Origin of the sequence: Nocardia sp. NPDC057272, assembly GCF_042668615.1 — a bacterium.
Taxonomy (GTDB): Bacteria; Actinomycetota; Actinomycetes; order Mycobacteriales; family Mycobacteriaceae; genus Nocardia.
The window spans coordinates 137251-152601 of the sequence record NZ_JBHUYK010000009.1; the positions used below are offsets into that span (position 1 = coordinate 137251).

General features: G+C 68.3%; 15 protein-coding genes and 1 pseudogene. 6 read left to right on the forward strand and 10 right to left on the reverse strand.

Features of this window, described 5'->3' with window-relative positions; translation table 11 throughout:
* Positions 1 to 19 precede the first annotated feature (19 nt).
* The gene (locus ACFULV_RS15425; protein ID WP_378630212.1) at positions 20 to 1207 is read left to right on the forward strand and encodes a lipase family protein; all 1188 of its coding nucleotides are present in this window, start codon (positions 20 to 22) and stop codon (positions 1205 to 1207) included.
* Here the strand turns inward: ACFULV_RS15425 and ACFULV_RS15430 are convergent, their stop codons facing one another.
* The 4 genes from ACFULV_RS15430 to ACFULV_RS15445 all read right to left on the reverse strand — a co-directional run bounded on the left by ACFULV_RS15430 (position 1208) and on the right by ACFULV_RS15445 (position 6201).
* Positions 1208 to 3283 carry a xanthine dehydrogenase family protein molybdopterin-binding subunit gene (locus ACFULV_RS15430; protein WP_378656975.1) on the reverse strand — a complete coding sequence of 692 codons (2076 nt, stop codon included), beginning with the start codon at positions 3281 to 3283 and terminating at the stop codon, positions 1208 to 1210.
* On the reverse strand, positions 3280 to 4266 hold the full coding sequence (locus tag ACFULV_RS15435; protein ID WP_378656977.1) for an FAD binding domain-containing protein: 987 nt from the start codon (positions 4264 to 4266) through the stop codon (positions 3280 to 3282). Before ACFULV_RS15435 ends, ACFULV_RS15430 begins: the two co-directional genes overlap by 4 nt.
* Positions 4263 to 4766: a 2Fe-2S iron-sulfur cluster-binding protein gene (locus ACFULV_RS15440; RefSeq protein ID WP_378630208.1), complete on the reverse strand. Its 504-nt coding sequence runs from the start codon at positions 4764 to 4766 to the stop codon at positions 4263 to 4265. The genes ACFULV_RS15435 and ACFULV_RS15440 overlap by 4 nt, the downstream gene beginning before the upstream one ends.
* Positions 4767 to 4962: 196 nt before the next feature.
* Positions 4963 to 6201 carry an alpha/beta hydrolase family protein gene (locus ACFULV_RS15445; RefSeq protein ID WP_378656979.1) on the reverse strand — a complete coding sequence of 413 codons (1239 nt, stop codon included), beginning with the start codon at positions 6199 to 6201 and terminating at the stop codon, positions 4963 to 4965.
* A gap of 184 nt (positions 6202 to 6385) precedes the next feature.
* Here ACFULV_RS15445 and ACFULV_RS15450 point away from each other — a divergent pair, with 184 nt between their 5' ends.
* On the forward strand, positions 6386 to 7171 hold the full coding sequence (locus ACFULV_RS15450; RefSeq protein WP_378656982.1) for an alpha/beta fold hydrolase: 786 nt from the start codon (positions 6386 to 6388) through the stop codon (positions 7169 to 7171).
* Positions 7172 to 7199: 28 nt separating this feature from the next.
* Here the strand turns inward: ACFULV_RS15450 and ACFULV_RS15455 are convergent, their stop codons facing one another.
* The 3 genes from ACFULV_RS15455 to ACFULV_RS15465 all read right to left on the reverse strand — a co-directional run bounded on the left by ACFULV_RS15455 (position 7200) and on the right by ACFULV_RS15465 (position 9137).
* Positions 7200 to 7637, reverse strand: coding sequence for an anti-sigma factor antagonist (locus tag ACFULV_RS15455; RefSeq protein ID WP_378656983.1), 438 nt, complete (start codon positions 7635 to 7637; stop codon positions 7200 to 7202).
* A 144-nt stretch (positions 7638 to 7781) separates the two neighbouring features.
* Positions 7782 to 8885 carry a glutamate--cysteine ligase gene (locus ACFULV_RS15460; protein ID WP_378656985.1) on the reverse strand — a complete coding sequence of 368 codons (1104 nt, stop codon included), beginning with the start codon at positions 8883 to 8885 and terminating at the stop codon, positions 7782 to 7784.
* Between the two features lie 78 nt (positions 8886 to 8963).
* Positions 8964 to 9137 carry a CsbD family protein gene (locus ACFULV_RS15465; protein ID WP_378630197.1) on the reverse strand — a complete coding sequence of 58 codons (174 nt, stop codon included), beginning with the start codon at positions 9135 to 9137 and terminating at the stop codon, positions 8964 to 8966.
* A 124-nt stretch (positions 9138 to 9261) separates the two neighbouring features.
* On the opposite strand from ACFULV_RS15465, the gene ACFULV_RS15470 reads away from it, so the two are divergent.
* A complete protein-coding gene (locus ACFULV_RS15470) occupies positions 9262 to 9948 on the forward strand; it encodes a PAS and ANTAR domain-containing protein (RefSeq protein WP_378656987.1) in 687 nt (228 codons plus the stop codon).
* Here the strand turns inward: ACFULV_RS15470 and ACFULV_RS15475 are convergent.
* From ACFULV_RS15475 to ACFULV_RS15485, 3 genes and pseudogenes are all read right to left on the reverse strand, one after another.
* Positions 9945 to 10129 (reverse strand): annotated as a pseudogene (locus ACFULV_RS15475) (ornithine decarboxylase); the annotation flags it as partial. The gene ACFULV_RS15470 and the pseudogene ACFULV_RS15475 sit on opposite strands and share 4 nt — an antisense overlap.
* 146 nt (positions 10130 to 10275) lie before the next feature.
* A complete protein-coding gene (locus tag ACFULV_RS15480) occupies positions 10276 to 10668 on the reverse strand; it encodes a hypothetical protein (protein WP_378656989.1) in 393 nt (130 codons plus the stop codon).
* 276 nt (positions 10669 to 10944) lie between these two features.
* Entirely contained in the window at positions 10945 to 13092 is a 2148-nt protein-coding gene (locus ACFULV_RS15485) for a catalase (protein ID WP_378656991.1), read from the reverse strand.
* Between the two features lie 310 nt (positions 13093 to 13402).
* On the opposite strand from ACFULV_RS15485, the gene ACFULV_RS15490 reads away from it, so the two are divergent.
* The 3 genes from ACFULV_RS15490 to ACFULV_RS15500 all read left to right on the forward strand — a co-directional run bounded on the left by ACFULV_RS15490 (position 13403) and on the right by ACFULV_RS15500 (position 15333).
* Positions 13403 to 13840, forward strand: a complete 438-nt coding sequence (locus ACFULV_RS15490) for an anti-sigma factor (protein ID WP_378656994.1) — start codon at positions 13403 to 13405, stop codon at positions 13838 to 13840.
* A 97-nt stretch (positions 13841 to 13937) separates the two neighbouring features.
* Entirely contained in the window at positions 13938 to 14777 is an 840-nt protein-coding gene (locus ACFULV_RS15495; RefSeq protein WP_378630189.1) for an RNA polymerase sigma factor SigF, read from the forward strand.
* Positions 14778 to 14913: 136 nt separating this feature from the next.
* The gene (locus ACFULV_RS15500; RefSeq protein ID WP_378630187.1) at positions 14914 to 15333 is read left to right on the forward strand and encodes an STAS domain-containing protein; all 420 of its coding nucleotides are present in this window, start codon (positions 14914 to 14916) and stop codon (positions 15331 to 15333) included.
* Positions 15334 to 15351 lie beyond the last annotated feature (18 nt).

A 15351-nucleotide genomic window follows, 5' to 3' on the forward strand; every position in this document is an offset into this window, starting at 1 on the left:
CCAGAGAGAAGGATCCACCATGCGCCGGATTTTGACGGCCGCACTCACGGTGCTGTTCTACGGCCTCACCCTCGCCATCTTCGCTCCCGCGGCGACGCCGGAGCCGCGCTACCCCACCCCCAATCCCGATCCCTTCTTCACCGCACCGGCCGATATCGGCGACTTCGCGCCCGGTGATGTGGTGCGGCAACGGAAGTTCGACCTCGGCCCCTACCAGGGCACCGACATCTGGCACGTCGCCTTCCGCTCGACCAACTCCGCGGGTGACCCGATCATGGGCGTCACCACGGTCCTGATCCCCGCCGGTGTCACGAACCCGCCGCTGGTGTCCTACCAGGCGCTGATCAATTCCCTCGGCACCAAATGCAACCCGTCCACCTCGCTGATCAACGACGAAACCCCCGACGCCTTCGGCGCGGCTCTGCCGCTGGGCCGCGGTTGGGCGGTCGCCTTGCCGGACTACCTCGGGCCGAATGTCGCCTACGGCGCCGCCCGGCTCAGCGGCATGGTCACCCTCGACAGTGTGCGAGCGCTCCAGCGCGCGCCCGAACTCGGCCTCGGCCAGTCCCCCATCGCCCTCGCCGGGTACTCCGGCGGCGGGCTGGCGACCGCGTGGGCGGCCGCGCTGCAACCGACCTACGCACCGGAACTGAAGCTCGCGGGCGTCGCCGCCGGCGGCATCCCGGCCGACCTCGAACAGATGGCCCTCGGGATCGGCTTCGGGCACCATCCCGGTTTCGGCCTCGCCTGGGCGGCGGCGATGGGCCTGGAGCGCGAATACCCCCGGCGTCTGCCCATTTCCGACCAGCTCAACGGCGAGGGCCTGTGGTTCCGTGACTTCACCGCTGACGAATGCCGGCGCTTCCTGCTGTTCCACGGTGTGGCCCGCAGCGCCGAACAGCTGGCGGCGACCAAGTCCCTGATGGACAGCCCCGAGGCACGAGCGGTGTTGCGGGAGAACAGTTTGCGCTACGACCCCGAGGTGCCCGAGACGCCGATGCTGATCTGGCAGGGCGTCTTCGACGAACTGACCCCCTTCGACGCCGTCGAAGACGTCGCCACCCGCTACTGCGCGGCAGGCGCGCCGGTCACGTTCTCCCGCTATCAGATAGCCGAGCACATGACGACCGCGGTGGCGGGTCTGCCCGAGGCCTGGAACTTCATCGAAGCCAGGTTCCGTGGCGAACCCGCGCCGACCCGCTGCTGATCAGAGCGCGCCGAGCAGGTCTTCGAGATGAATGGGCACGTGGCGAACGCGGACACCGGTGGCGTGGTGGATCGCGTTGCCCACCGCGGCCGCCGAGCCGACGATGCCGATCTCGCCGATTCCCTTGCTGCCCATCGGGTTCAGATGCGGATCGTGTTCGTCGATCCAGCTGACGTCGATCTCGCCGATATCGGCGTTGACCGGGATGTGGTACCCGGCGAGGTCGTGGTTGACCACGGCGCCCAGGCGCGGATCGAACTCGCTCTGTTCGAACAGCGCCATCGACAGACCCATGGTGACAGCGCCGATGAATTGTGAACGGGCCATCCGTGGATTGATGATGCGGCCCGCGCCGAAAACGCTGACCACGCGCGGAACCCGGATCTCGGCGGTGTCGGTGTTCACGCGGACCTCGACGAAGTGCGCACCGAACGCATGCGTCGAGAAGTTCTCTCTCCCCGGATATTCGGGCGCCTCGACCGTGATCTCGGCGCCGTCGACGGGTTCCGGCCCGAAGCGGTCACGGAAGGCCCGCGCGGCCCCCACCACGGCCGAACCCCAGGACGCCATGCCGGTCGAACCGCCCGCGACCGTCCCCTGGGGGAGATCGGAATCGCCGATGCGCAGATCGATGCGATCCGCGTCGACCCCGAGGGCGTCGGCGGCGATCTGGCCGAGGGAGGTCCAGGTGCCGGTACCGATATCGACGGCGTCGATGGCGACTTCGTAGCGGTCGCCGGTGTAGCGCACGCGGGCGCTGTTGCCCGCGGAGGTATCGGCCGGGTAGGTCGCCGCGGCGACTCCGGATCCGACCAGCCATCGGCCTTCGCGCCGCGACTTCGGGGCCGGGTCACGCTCTGCCCAGCCGAAGCGCTCCGCCCCGGTACGCAGGCATTCGACCAGCCCACGGGTGGAGAACGGGCGCCCTGATTCCGGGTCGACCTCGGGTTCGTTGTGGATGCGCACAGCGATCGGGTCCATGCCGAGGGCGATCGCGAGTTCGTCCATCGCCGTCTCCGCGGCGAACATGCCCGGACAGTGCCCGGGCGCCCGCATCCAGGACGACACGGGAACATTCAGTGCCGCGAAACGGTGCGAGGTCGATCGGTTGGCCGCCGCGTACATCACGCGGGTGACCACGGCGGTCGGCTCGGCGAATTCCTTCACGGTGGAGGCCTGCGCGATCGCGTCGTGGGCGATGGCGGTCAGGGTGCCGTCGGGGTGCGCGCCGAGCCGGACGCGCTGGCTGGTCGGCGTCCGATAACCGGCGAGGGAGAACAGCTGTTGCCTGGTCAGCGGGAGTTTCACGGGTCGCCCGTCGCAGAGTTTCGCGGCCATCGCCGCGAGCACGATATTGGCGTGCGGCTCACCTTTGGATCCGAAGCCACCGCCGACGAAGGGCGCGATCACCCGCACCCGCTCGGGCGCCAGGCCGAACAGGGGCGCGATCTCGGCGCGCACCACATGCGGGCCCTGGGTGGAGTCGAAAAGCGTCAAGGTGTCGTCGGTCCAGTGCGCGATGGTGGCATGCGGTTCCATCGGGTTGTTGTGGACCATCGCGGTCGTATAGGTGTGGTCGATGGTGACCGGGGCGATCGCCATGGCGGCGTCGACGTCACCGATCGTGGTGTCGGCGGGAAAGCCGCCGCTCACTTCCCCGGGGTTGTGGAGGTCGTCCCGGTCGGCACTGAACGTGACGTCGGCGGTCTGCTCGTCGTAGGTCACCCGCACGTGCGCGGCCGCTTCGCAGGCCACCTCCAGGCTCGTCGCTACGACGGCGCCGATCGCTTGCCCGCGGAACGCGATCTCGGCGTTCTGCAGGATGAACAGTTCGTTGTCGTCGTCGACGGCCAGCCGGGGAGCGTTGTGGTGGGTGAGCACGGTGACGACGCCGTCCATCCGTTCGGCCACGGAGGTGTCGATCTCGCGGATACGCCCGCGGCTGATCGTCGACTGAATCACGAAGCCGTACAACGGATCCTGTTGCGGATGCTCCATCGCGTAGGGCGCGACACCGCGGAGTTTGGCCGGCCCTTCGATACGGGTGGGCGAGCTGCCGATCGCCGGTGAGTTCATCGCACCTCGCTCAGCTCGCGCAGGGCCGCGACGAGCACATTGCGCGCCAAGGGGATCTTGAAACCGTTCTGCCGCTGTGGGCGCGCAGCGGCGAGTTCGACATCCGCCGCGGCGGCGAAGTTCTCCTCGGTGGCCGCCCGGCCGCGCAATTGCGCTTCGGCGGCGAATGCTCGCCATGGTTTGGCCGCGACACCGCCGAACGCGATCCGCACATCCCGCACGACGCCGTCGGCGATGTCGACGGCGGCGGCCACCGAGACCATGGCGAACGCGAACGACGCACGATCGCGGACCTTGCGGTAGGTGGAGGTGCTCGCCCACTCGAGCGCGGGCAGGTCGACGGCGGTGATCAGGTCACCGTGGTCGAGGATCGTGTCCCGCTCGGGTTCGCCGCCGGGCAGCCGATAGAGGTCGACCAGTGGGATCTCGCGCTCACCGACGGCGCCGAGCACCCGCACGACCGCACCCAGCCCGGCCATCGCCACCGCCATGTCGGAGGGATGGGTGGCGATGCACTGATCGGACGCGCCGAGGATGGCCTGGTCTCGATCGAACCCGCCGATCGCCGAGCATCCGGTGCCCGGGTCACGCTTGTTGCACGGCACAGTCGAATCCTGGAAGTAGGGACATCTGGTGCGCTGCAACAGATTTCCGCCGGTGGTGGCGAGATTGCGCAGCTGGGCCGACGCACCCGCCAACAGGGCAGCCGACAGCATCGGGTACCGCGCCCGGACGGCCGGATGCGCGGCGAGATCGGCATTGCGCACCGCCGACCCGATGCGGACACCGCCGTCGGGCAGCTGGGTCACCTGATCGAGCGGCAGTCCGCTGACATCGACGAGCTTGCCCGGCGCGATGATCCCGAGTTTGAGGTGATCGACGAGATTGGTTCCCGCACCGAGGAATACGGCGTCGGGCTCGGCGAGTACGGCCGCTACCGCTTGCCCCGCGTCAGTGGCGCGTTCGTAGGCGAACTCCCTCATCGAGCGACCTCCTGAATCGCCGCGACGATGTTCGGATACGCCCCGCAGCGACACAGATTGCCGCTCATGCGTTCCCGGATCTCGTCGGCGCTCAGCACGATCTCGCCCGTGGGGTCCGCCGTCACGTGACTCGGTGCGCCCGCCCGCACCTCGTCGAGCATGCCGACCGCCGAACAGATCTGGCCCGGCGTGCAGTAGCCGCACTGGAAGCCGTCGTGTTCGAGGAATGCCCGCTGGACCGGATGCAGGTCGTCACCGTCGGCCAGTCCGTCGGCGGTGACGATTGTCGCCCCGTCGTGTGCGACGGCCAACGCGAGGCACGACGTCGCCCTTCGGCCGTCCAGCAGGACGGTGCACGACCCGCATTGCCCGCGGTCGCAGCCCTTCTTCGGGCTGGTGACGCCCAGTTGTTCACGCAGGGCATCCAACAGGGTGGTGCGGGTGTCGATGTCCACCACCCGCGTCCGCCCATCGACGGTCACACTGATCCGCGCTCGCATCGAAACGGCCTCTCGTCGTGGGACACCGACTCCGCACAGGCCCCTCCGGGCCCGCTACCAGCACGTACGCAACCACAGTACGCACTTCGGCCACGGTACCAATCCGGCCGTCGGCCGTCGTGCACCCCGACCACATCCGCCGTGGTTTCGCCGGAGATCACCACCGGCGTGATCGCCGGGACGTGCGCGCTGTGTTTCAGTCGGCGAAGCGGGCGTTCACCCAGGCGAGGGCGTCGTCGTTGCTCGCGCCGAGGATGGCGCGGTGATCGACGCCGGGGTAGGTGCGGTATTCCACGGGTTGGCCGGTCAGCTGCTGCTGAGCGACCATGGCGTCGGTGCCGGCGGGCAGGACGACGGTGTCGGCCTTGCCCTGCAAGACCAGCATCGGGGTGGTCAGAGCCAGCCCGCTGGGGTCGTTGTCGTCGAGAACCCGCACCAGCGCACCGGGATCGGCGTCGGCGGAGAACGTGTCGCCCGCGCCGAGCCCGCCCCAGGAATCCCGCGCACGCAGCTGTCCGATGCAGCGGTCATCGGCCTGGCCCACCATCGAATCAGCTTCGGCGGTAAGGAATGCCGACGGATCGATGTCGGCGACGGTCTGGGCGCCACGGATGAACAGCGGAATGAACGACACCGAGCCCGCCGGTGCGTCCACCTTCTCGGCGATGCCGGTCCGCCGGGCGAGGGTGAAGGCCTGCACGACCGGCCCCAGATGCGAGGCGGGCGCCATCGCTACCGCACCGAGCAAGCGCAGTTGCGGCGCCCACTGCTGCGAGCGCGCGTTGGCGTAGACGGCGGCCTGACCACCCTGCGAATGCCCCATCGCCACCCAGCGAGTCCCGATCTCGGGCGCGATCACCCGCGCCGCCAGGGCCATGTCCGCGACCGCACGCTGCTCGGCCTCCCCGATCAGATACCCGTGCGGGCCCGGCGTACCCAAACCCTGATAGTCGGTCTGCGCCACCGCGTATCCGGCAGCGATCCACCGGGCCAGGGTCTCGCGCGTCAACGAGGTGTAGTCGTGAGCGGGGAATCCGGCGCCGGTGTCCCGCGAAGGTGCGCACACGTCGGCGGTGCCGGTGGTGCCGTGTGCCCAGGAGACCAGCGGCCAACCGCCGGCCGGCGGGGTTCCCTCCGGGACAGCGACCGTACCGGAGACGGCGACCGGCTGACCGTGCACATCCACCGACCGGTAGAGCACAAGGAAATTGCGCGCCCCCGGCAGTCCCGGCTCCCCGGCAATCGGCTGTGACGAGATCACCGATCCGTGCTCTCCTGCCACTGATTCCGGTGCCGGAGAATAGAATTCGAGACCGGCCGACGCGGGCTCGGCGGTGGCGGCCGGGACCACCGAAGCGCAGACGGCCAGCACCACCGCGACCGCCCGTGCGCATCGACGCGCGACGATCGACGCCGGCTCCGTGCCTGATTCCATCACCACTGAATCCTCCTGATTCGTCGCGTCGAACACGTCCCGGTCGGGCCGCGGCGCAATATACCGCTCCGCCGCACAGCGCTCCCGTGGCGCACCGATGAGTTTGCGGGGGCGACATCGTCGTAGTGATAGACAGTGGATCGATCGGGATCCGCGCGCGCCGGGGCACCGAAAGGAACCAGCTATGAGGATCGCTACGTCGAAGGACGGCACCGAACTCGCCTACGACGTGTCCGGTGACGGGCCTGCGCTCGTGTACATCACCGGCGCGACGTGTTTCCGGCGGTTTCGGCCGATCGCCGCCGACGTGCGGGTGTTCGCCACGCGCTTCACCGTGTACAACTACGACCGGCGCGGCCGTGGGGACAGCGGGGACGTACAGCCGTATGCGATCGAGCGGGAAGTCGACGACATCGAGGCGATGGTCGATGCCGCCGGTGGGCGCGCGATTCTCTACGGACATTCCTCGGGTGCCGCGCTGGCGCTCGAAGCGGCGGTACGGATGCCGGACAAGATCGACAGGGTCGTGATCTACGACGCCCCCTATGTGCACGACGAGGCCGAACGGGCGTCCTACGCCGAGCTGGCCGCGACGGTGCGTGCGCTGCTCGACCAGGCGAAGAACGCGCGAGCGCTGAAGGCGTTTCTGCGCGGGATCGGGATGCCGGGCGCGTTCGTCGCGCTGCTACCGCTGTTTCCCGGGTGGACGACGATGAAAGCACTCGCCCCCACACTGATGTACGACATCGCGATCACCGAGACACTTCCCCCGGTGGAACGTTTCGAGAAGATCCGGGTTCCCGTGAAAGTCGTTGTCGGGGAGAAGAACCCGCCCGGAATTCAGCAGGTGTCCCGGGAGCTCGCCGGGGCGATTCCCCAGGCGAGGCATCAGGTGCTCGCCGGGCAGGACCACATGGTCAGTGCCAAGGCGTTGCTGCCGATTCTCACCCACTCCGCTGCGAACGATTGAACCCGGACCTGGCTTATCGGCCCCAGATCTACGTCGTCGTCCACGACGCCGGGGGAATCGTTCGGGTGGGCGCGGGCGCGGCGGCCAGAGCCTCGGTTCGGCTCGGGTAGACGGGTAGCCACTCGGTGAGACCGGCCGCGACGATGATCCGGTTGGTGACCGACGGCACGGGATTGACCACACTCATGCGCAACTGACTCTGCTGCGCGCGGGTCGCCATGTCGAGGATCGCCCGGCAGGACATGAACGTCACGTCTCTGATGTCGATCACCAGGTGGCCCGACTCCCCCTCCGCCGTGATGGCTCCATCGAGAATGGTGCGCCATCGAGGCAGGTTGCAGGCGTCGATCTCGCCGTGCACGTGCAGAACGGTGGCCGTGTGATGGAGAGTGACCTCCGCACGCAGTGCTGAGTCGGTTTCATCGATCCGCGACGGTTGGTCGCCATGGCCGGAATGGGTGTTCACGAGTGCCCGATCCCTCGACACCGGCAGGTGTACACACTGCCCCGGCCGGTCCTGGTTCCTCAAGACCGGCTGGTGGTTCCATTTCAGCACGCCACATCGACTGTGTCTGCGATTGTGATGGATCTGATGCGCCCGGCGTCGCGATCAGCGGCAGCCCTCGAGGGTGGCGTCGGCGAGCTCGCCGATCACATCGGCGATCTCGCGTCGTCGATTCATCGCCGCCAGCTGCCGGCGCGCGCCGTTTCCGCGCTCGCCGAGCGCCCTGACCGCATCGGTGACGAAGTCGTGATCACCACAACGATGCAGTGCCGATGCGATGTCCTCGACGAGCCCGGCCAGCAGGTCCCGGTGGGGAACGACGCGACCCGCGACGAGGTCGAGGCCGTTGCCGTCGAGCCCGGATCGCGCGGCGTTCCAATAGGCGGCGCGCAGGACTTCGCCGGGCACGTTGGGAGCGGGAATGTCCTGCGCGATCGCGTCGAGCGCGGTAGTGACGATTCCGCGGATGAGGGCGGCCAGCAAGGCGGATTCCTCGGCTGTCGCCGGAACATCGCTCACGCGGACCTCGACGGTCGGAAAGGATTCCGACGGGCGGACATCCCAATAGACCATCTTGTTGTCCAGGATGCTGCCGCTGGATCGCATCATCGCGACGATCGATTCGTAGTCACGCAGCGACCCGAAATACGGCGGCGGACCCGCGCTGGGCCACCGGCGCCACAAAATACTGCGCCAACTCGCGTAGCCGGTCTCGCTACCGCGGTAGATCGCCGAATTCGCGGTCAAGGCGAGCAGTACCGGCAACCGTGGCCGGACATGATTGCTCACCAGCACCGCGGTTTCGCGGTCGGGCACCGCCACGTGCACGTGGCACCCGCACAGCCCCTGCTCGTGGGCGATCATGCCGAAAGCGTGCGCGATGCGCTGATAGCGCGGCGTATCGGTGACCGGGTATCCCTCGGGGACAGTCGGCGGAACCGCGACCGCCAGCAACCGGGTGCCGTGCTCGGCCGCGCATTCGGCCACCCGGCGCCGTGCGGTCCGCAAGTCCGCCAGCAAGGCGCCGATCTCGGAGTGCACCGCGCTGCTCGTCTCGACCTGACAGCTCGTCAGCTCCAGCTGCAGATCGATCCCGGCCTTCTTCGCCGTCTCGGCGACCAGCGTGTTCTTCGGCGCGGGCGCGCCGGACTCGGGATCGGTCAGCAGGAACTCTTCCTCGACGCCGACCGTCGGTACGTGCGCGGACACTTCTCACCTCCAGCACCTGCGGAGCGGGCCCGGGTCATCGGTCCGGTGAAGGACTGATGACCCGGGCGGCGTGACCGGTCAGTCGCGGAAAGCGTCCTTGACCTTCTCGCCCGCGTCCTTCAGGTTCGACTTGACCTGCTCGCCGCGACCCTCGTTCTCGAGATCGCGATCGTCGGTGGCGCGGCCGGTGGTTTCCTTGGCCTTGCCCGCCAGCTCTTCGGCCTTGTTCTTCGCCTTGTCAGCGATACCCATGGCATTCCTTTCAGGCTGTTTCTCGGCCACTCGGTGGCCGTGGGCCGTCCTGGGGACCCATCGACGGCCTACCCGGGTCTGTCAGGTGCAAACAGGCGCGGCGCCCAGGGTGAATAATCAACGCATGACCGAACTGGACAACGCATCCACCGCAGAGCGCGCGCTTGTCGAACGCGTGGTCGGGGTCGGCGACTCGTTGACGGTCGGCCGATTCCGGTTTCGATTCGCCACCCGGCAATGGGAATGGTCCGATGAGGTCGCGCGGATGCACGGCTACCAGCCCGGCACCGTGCCGACCACCGAGATGCTGCTCTCGCACAAGCATCCCGACGATCGTGATCGGGTCGCGGCCATGATCACCTCGGTCGAGGACAGCGGCGCGTTCTCCAGCCACCACCGCATCATCGATACGCACGGCCGGGTACGCGATGTGCTGGTCGTGTCGGAGCCGCTCATCGACGCGGACGGCACGGTGATCGGCACCGAGGGCTATTACATCGACCTGTCCGACACCGCGGCCGGATACCGGCGCGAGGCACTCGACAGCACCCTGCCGGGGCTGCTGGAGGCGCGCATGGTGATCGAACAGGCCAAAGGCGCGTTGATGCTGGCCTACAGCGTCAACGCCGACCAGGCGTTCCGGGTACTCCAGTGGCGCTCACAGGAGACCAACGTGAAGCTGCGCGCCATCGCCGAACGGCTGGTGGCCGCGCTGCCGACCGTGGCCGGTGACGAGGTGCGGTTGCGCACCCGGCTCGACCACGTCCTGCTGACCGCGCACGAAGGCGCCCAGGCGGACGCCAACGGTTAGCGGCGACCCGCGACCACGCGGATGATGTCCAGCCGCGGATGGCTCGCGTCGGGCCCGTTCATGCTTCCGCGGCGACTCCGGTGCGCAGATAATCCACGACGGCCGCGTCGATCCGCTCGCCCGGCACGATCGCGGGAATACCGGGTGGGTACGGGGTGAGTTACTCGGCGGCGATCCGGCCGACGGTGGGCGCGCAACCCGTCGGCGGCTTTGGTAACCGCTCGCGCCGATGGGGGTGAATCCGTAGCGGCTGAGCCCGCGGTAGTCGGCTACCGCGGCGACCAGCGGGGCCGTGCGGTGGTCCATCGAACCGACCTCCCTGATTGCCTATAGCCGCGCCGCGAGGCCGGGGCGCGGTGACACCGAGGGCGCGGTCCGAGCCGAGCCGGGATCGAGTGTCTCGGTGAGACCTCGAAGGATCGGCGGCGGGGGTACGTCGGGGCCGGGCGGCTCAGGCGGAACAGGCACCGGATCACCGGGACCGGGCGGAGACGGCGGGGCGGGCACCGGATCGGGGCCGGGCGGGCTCGGCGGCGGGGGCACCGGATCCGGGTCGGGTGGGCCCGGCGGGCGAGGAATCGGATCCGGGCTCGGCGGGCTGGGTGGGGCGGGCACCGGATCGCCCGGGTTCGGCAGGAACGGGTCCGGCGGAGGGCCTGGTGGTGTGGGTTCCGGCGGTGTCGGCACCGGGCTCGACTCGGTGCGCTCGATCGCGAACATCATCGCCTCCTGTCATCGGGTGTTGCGGCGGGCGCACGCCGTTGGGCACCCGCGAAAAGCCGCGACGCAGGTCGAGCGCGCACCGCGATGACGCCGTTGGCATCGTGATGGTGCGCTCGACCTGCCCCGAGGTAACTCCGGTGTCGACACCGTCCTACGAAAGCGTGGCTGAGCCGGTTCTTCGGCGCCCGTTCCACATTCGGCCGATCGCCACACTTGGTGGGATGCCCGCGCACTCGCACTCGAAACGACGCACGCGCACAGTGCCGGTGCGGGTCAGGCGTCGGCTTCGATGCGCGCCCACGCACGATGCTCGGCGAGATCGGTGAGCAGCGCGCTCGTCGCTGCCACCGCGTCGGCGACGGTGATTCCCGGTGCATCGGGTTCGATGTCGTTGCGCTGCAGCACCGAGGCCGCTGTGCCGACCGCGGCGATCGCCTTGCCGTGCCGCCACATCTCCTCGACCAGCAGGTTCACGCGGGAGTCCGCCGACGCGGCCAGTAACAGCGCGCCATCGAATTCGACCGATCGCATGGTGGCGAAAGTCCGTGCCACCGGCACACCGTCGATGACACCGCCGCGCGCCGCGACGACCATCGGCCGGACCCTGGCCTCTTCCAGCGCGGTCGAGACCTCCCGTATCGCGTCGCCCGAGGTGGTGTCGTCGACCAGCAGGGCCACCGCTCGCCCGTCCACCGGGAAGCTGCCGTGTCGCTGCGACAACGCGGGACTCGGTGCGAGGTCGACATGGTCGCTGTTCGGGGCGGGCTTGTCGAGGCCGAGTTGACCGGCGACGTACTCGGCCAGCCCGTCGTCGACATTGACCAGCATCTGCAGAGCGCGCCGCTGGATCGTCTCGGACTGGCATTTCCCGAGTTCGAACGAGAACGCGTCGGCGAGATGCCGCTGTTCGCCGGTGGTCAGGCTGCGATAGAACATGCGCGGCTGCGAGTAATGGTCGGCGAACGACACCGATCCCGCACTGTTGGCGGAGGTCCGCAGTTTCGCGGTCGGCCGCGGAATGGGTGTCGGCGATTCGACGAAGGCTTCGCCGGCGAAACTCGCCGCGTAGGGGCAACCGCCGCCGAGCGAATTGGGTTTGTAGGCAGCGACTCCGGGGTGCACGGCACCCTGGTGCATCCCGTCCCGAAAGAGGTCGTTCACGTCGGCGTGCGGCGTATTGATCGGCAACTGGGTGAAATTCGGGCCGCCGAGCCGGCTGATCTGGGTGTCGAGATAGGAGAACAGCCTGCCCTGCAGCAGCGGGTCGTCGGTGACCTCGATGCCCGGAACCAGGTGCGTGGGGCAGAAGGCCACCTGTTCGGTTTCGGCGAAGAAGTTCTCCGGATTCGCCGTGAGCCGCAAGGTGCCGATGGTCCGCACCGGCGCGAGTTCTTCGGGGACGATCTTGGTCGGGTCGAGCAGATCGATGCCCTCGAAGAGGTGCTCGGGCGTGTCGGGAAACACCTGCACACCGAAATCCCATTCCGGTGCGTAGCCTGCCGCGATCGTGTCGGCCAGATCCCGGCGATGGAAATCCGGGTCGAAACCGGCCGTGAGCTGCGTTTCCTCCCACAGCATCGAATGCACGCCCAGGCGCGGCTTCCAGTGGAATTTCACCAGACTCGTCGTGCCGTCCTCGGCGACGAGACGATAGGTGTGGACGCCGAATCCCTCCATCATCCGCAACGACCGTGGCAGCGCCCGGTCCGACATGTTCCAGAAGGTATGGGCGGTCGCCTCGGTGTGCAGGGTGACGAAATCCCAGAAGGTGTCGTGAGCGGACTGCGCTTGCGGGATCTCCCGATCCGGCTCGGGTTTGCCCGCGTGGATCACATCGGGGAATTTGATCGCTTCCTGGATGAAGAACACCGGAATGTTGTTACCGACCAGGTCATAGACCCCTTCGCCGGTATAGAACTTCACCGCGAAACCGCGGGTGTCGCGCACCGTGTCGGCCGACCCGCGTGAGCCGAGCACCGTCGAGAACCGTACGAAGACCGGGGTGCGCGCGTCGGCGGCCAGGAACTTCGCGCGGGTCAGCGACGCGGCGGCGCCGTTGGCGACGAACACACCGTGGGCGGCGGTGCCCCGCGCGTGCACGACCCGCTCGGGGATGCGTTCGTGATCGAAGTGGGTGATCTTCTCGCGCAGATGGAAGTCCTGCAGCAGCGTCGGGCCGCGCGGTCCCGCCTTGAGCGCGTGATCGGTGTCGGCCACCCCCGCACCCTGCGGGGTGGTCAGCCGAGGCCCCTGCTGGGCGCGCACGTTCGCGTCACCGGGAATGGGCGCACCCGTGAGGCTGCGCAGCGCGGGCCCCTGCTGGTCGGCTGCCGGACCCGCCTGCTCACACGGTGTCCCGGCGTCCTCATCGGGCGGAGTCGGCGGATGGGTGAATTCGGACGGAATATCGCGGTCGGTCATGGTATTTCGTCGTCCCTTCGTCGCGCGCGGGAATTCGGAGAACGGCCTGCCACTTCTTCGACGGACTACCGCGTTATCGGCGGGGCAAACAGCGGTTCGGACTCGGCTCGTGGGGTAAGCGGCGCGTATGGAGATAATTGCGATCGTGGCTTTGGTTGCCCTCGTCGCGGTGGTACTGGTGATGCGCAAGACCCGGGGCAGGCGACCGGGAGAACCGGAGTCGACAGGTAACGACCCGAAATGAGCTCGAGGCGTGACCCGGCGGTTACGGGGTAACCTCCGACAAACAGTAGTGGATGAGGGAGGTGGCGTGCGGGCTCGAGATCGCGACACCGCTCCCCGCTCGAGAACTGTCGGGTTCCAGGTGCCCGCCGAACTGGACCAGCTGAGCATGGTGCACGCCCTCGCCGAGACGGTGCTGCTCGTGGGTGGTTTCGCGCTCGACGAGGTCACCGACCTGCTGCTGGCCCTCGACGAGGTCGCCACCGCGTTGATGCTGGTCGCGACGCCGGACTCCCTGCTCGATTGCGCGTTCACCGGTGGGGACGGAGCGCTCGGCGCCCGGGTGAGCGCAGTGGCACGAGAGCCCACCGCCCTCGATGAGCAGTCCTTCGGCTGGCATGTCGTCGCGACGCTGACCGACGCGCTGCGCACCGACTACGCCGGGTTCGACGCGGCCCGCGACGGCTACCCCACCACGGTCGAATTCGGCTGGATCCGGCGATTGCACGGACCTGCCAAGTCGTGACCATTGCGCGCTAGCCTCGTGGGTAGGGCATAGCCCCGGGTCCCGGTGGGTACCCCATGAACACATCTGCAACCGCCTGGAAGTGAGGCAAGTAGCGATGACATGGGAATCAACGACAGCTTCGGCCGACCGTTCGACCGCCCGGCGATCTCATTCGCACGGCGACAGCTACGACAACATCGAACCGTGGTTCGAGAAGCTGCGGGCGCTCGAGCCCGGCGACGAACACCACGACACCGTACGCGCACAGGTCATCGAACTGTGCTTGCCGCTCGCCGATCACATCGCGCGCAAGTTCAACGGCCGTGGCGAGCAGTTCGACGACCTCGAGCAGACCGCCAGGGTGGGGCTGGTGCTCGCCGTAGATCGCTATGACGTCACCCGCGGCTCCTCCTTTCTGTCCTTCGCGATCCCCACGATCATGGGTGAGGTGCGCAGGCACTTCCGTGATCGCACGTGGGCGGTGCGGGTGCCGCGACGGCTCAAGGAGATCCAGCTCAGGATCGGGCCCGCCACCGAAGAACTTTCGCAGCGGCTCGGCCGGTTCCCCACCGCGCACGAACTCGCCGACGAGCTCGATGTCGACCTGGTCGAGGTGACCCGCACGCTGGTCGCGGGCAACGGCTACCAGACCAACTCCATCGACGGCGTCACCCACGACGGCCGGGACAACTCCACCCAGCCGATCACCGACACGCTCGGCAGCGACGAGCCCTGCTACCAACTCACCGAGGACGCGATGGCGGTCCGCCCGCTGATCGCCGCGCTGCCCGCCGAGGAACGGCAGGTGCTGATCATGCGTTTCTACGAGTCCCAGACGCAGGGCCAGATCGCCGAGCACCTGGGTGTCTCGCAGATGCAGGTCTCGCGGATCCTGTCGCGGACCTTGACCTTCCTGCGTGAGCAAGCGCTCGCCGAGCCGACATCGACTCAGTGACAGCGGCGCTGACACGTGCCAGAATTGTTCCAGGTTGAGACCTCCAGCCGACCCCGGTCCTCGTCTACCGCTCCCCCCAGCCGGTAGATGCCTGTCGGCAGCGACGACCGGTCATTCCTGTCGCACAGGAGGTTCTATGTCTGTGGTCACGGATCGTCGGCATTCGAGTCGGCTGCGCTGGTACCGCGGATGCTCCGCGGATGCCGCGGCGGAGCTGGCCTTGCGCGACCCGGGACGACCTGGCTGCTGGGTACTCCAGGGCGGCATCGAGCTCGACGCGGCGCGCCTGCCGCGATTCCGTTCGCTCCTCGATCGCTCCGTGCGTTCGGGTGCACGCGTCGTCGTCATCGACCTGCGCGACACCGAATTCCTGAGTATCCGCGTCGCGGCGATGCTGCGCGACGCCAAGGTCGAGGCGTGGACGCACCGGGTCGACATCCGCCTGCTCACCGGCACCCGCGAGGTGGAGCGAGCACTGGATCTGGTCGGTGTGCGGCCGCTGTTCCGGTGTTACCTGTCGATCGACGAGGCCTCCCGATCGGAACCAGGTCACTGACAGGCCGTTTCGCTCACC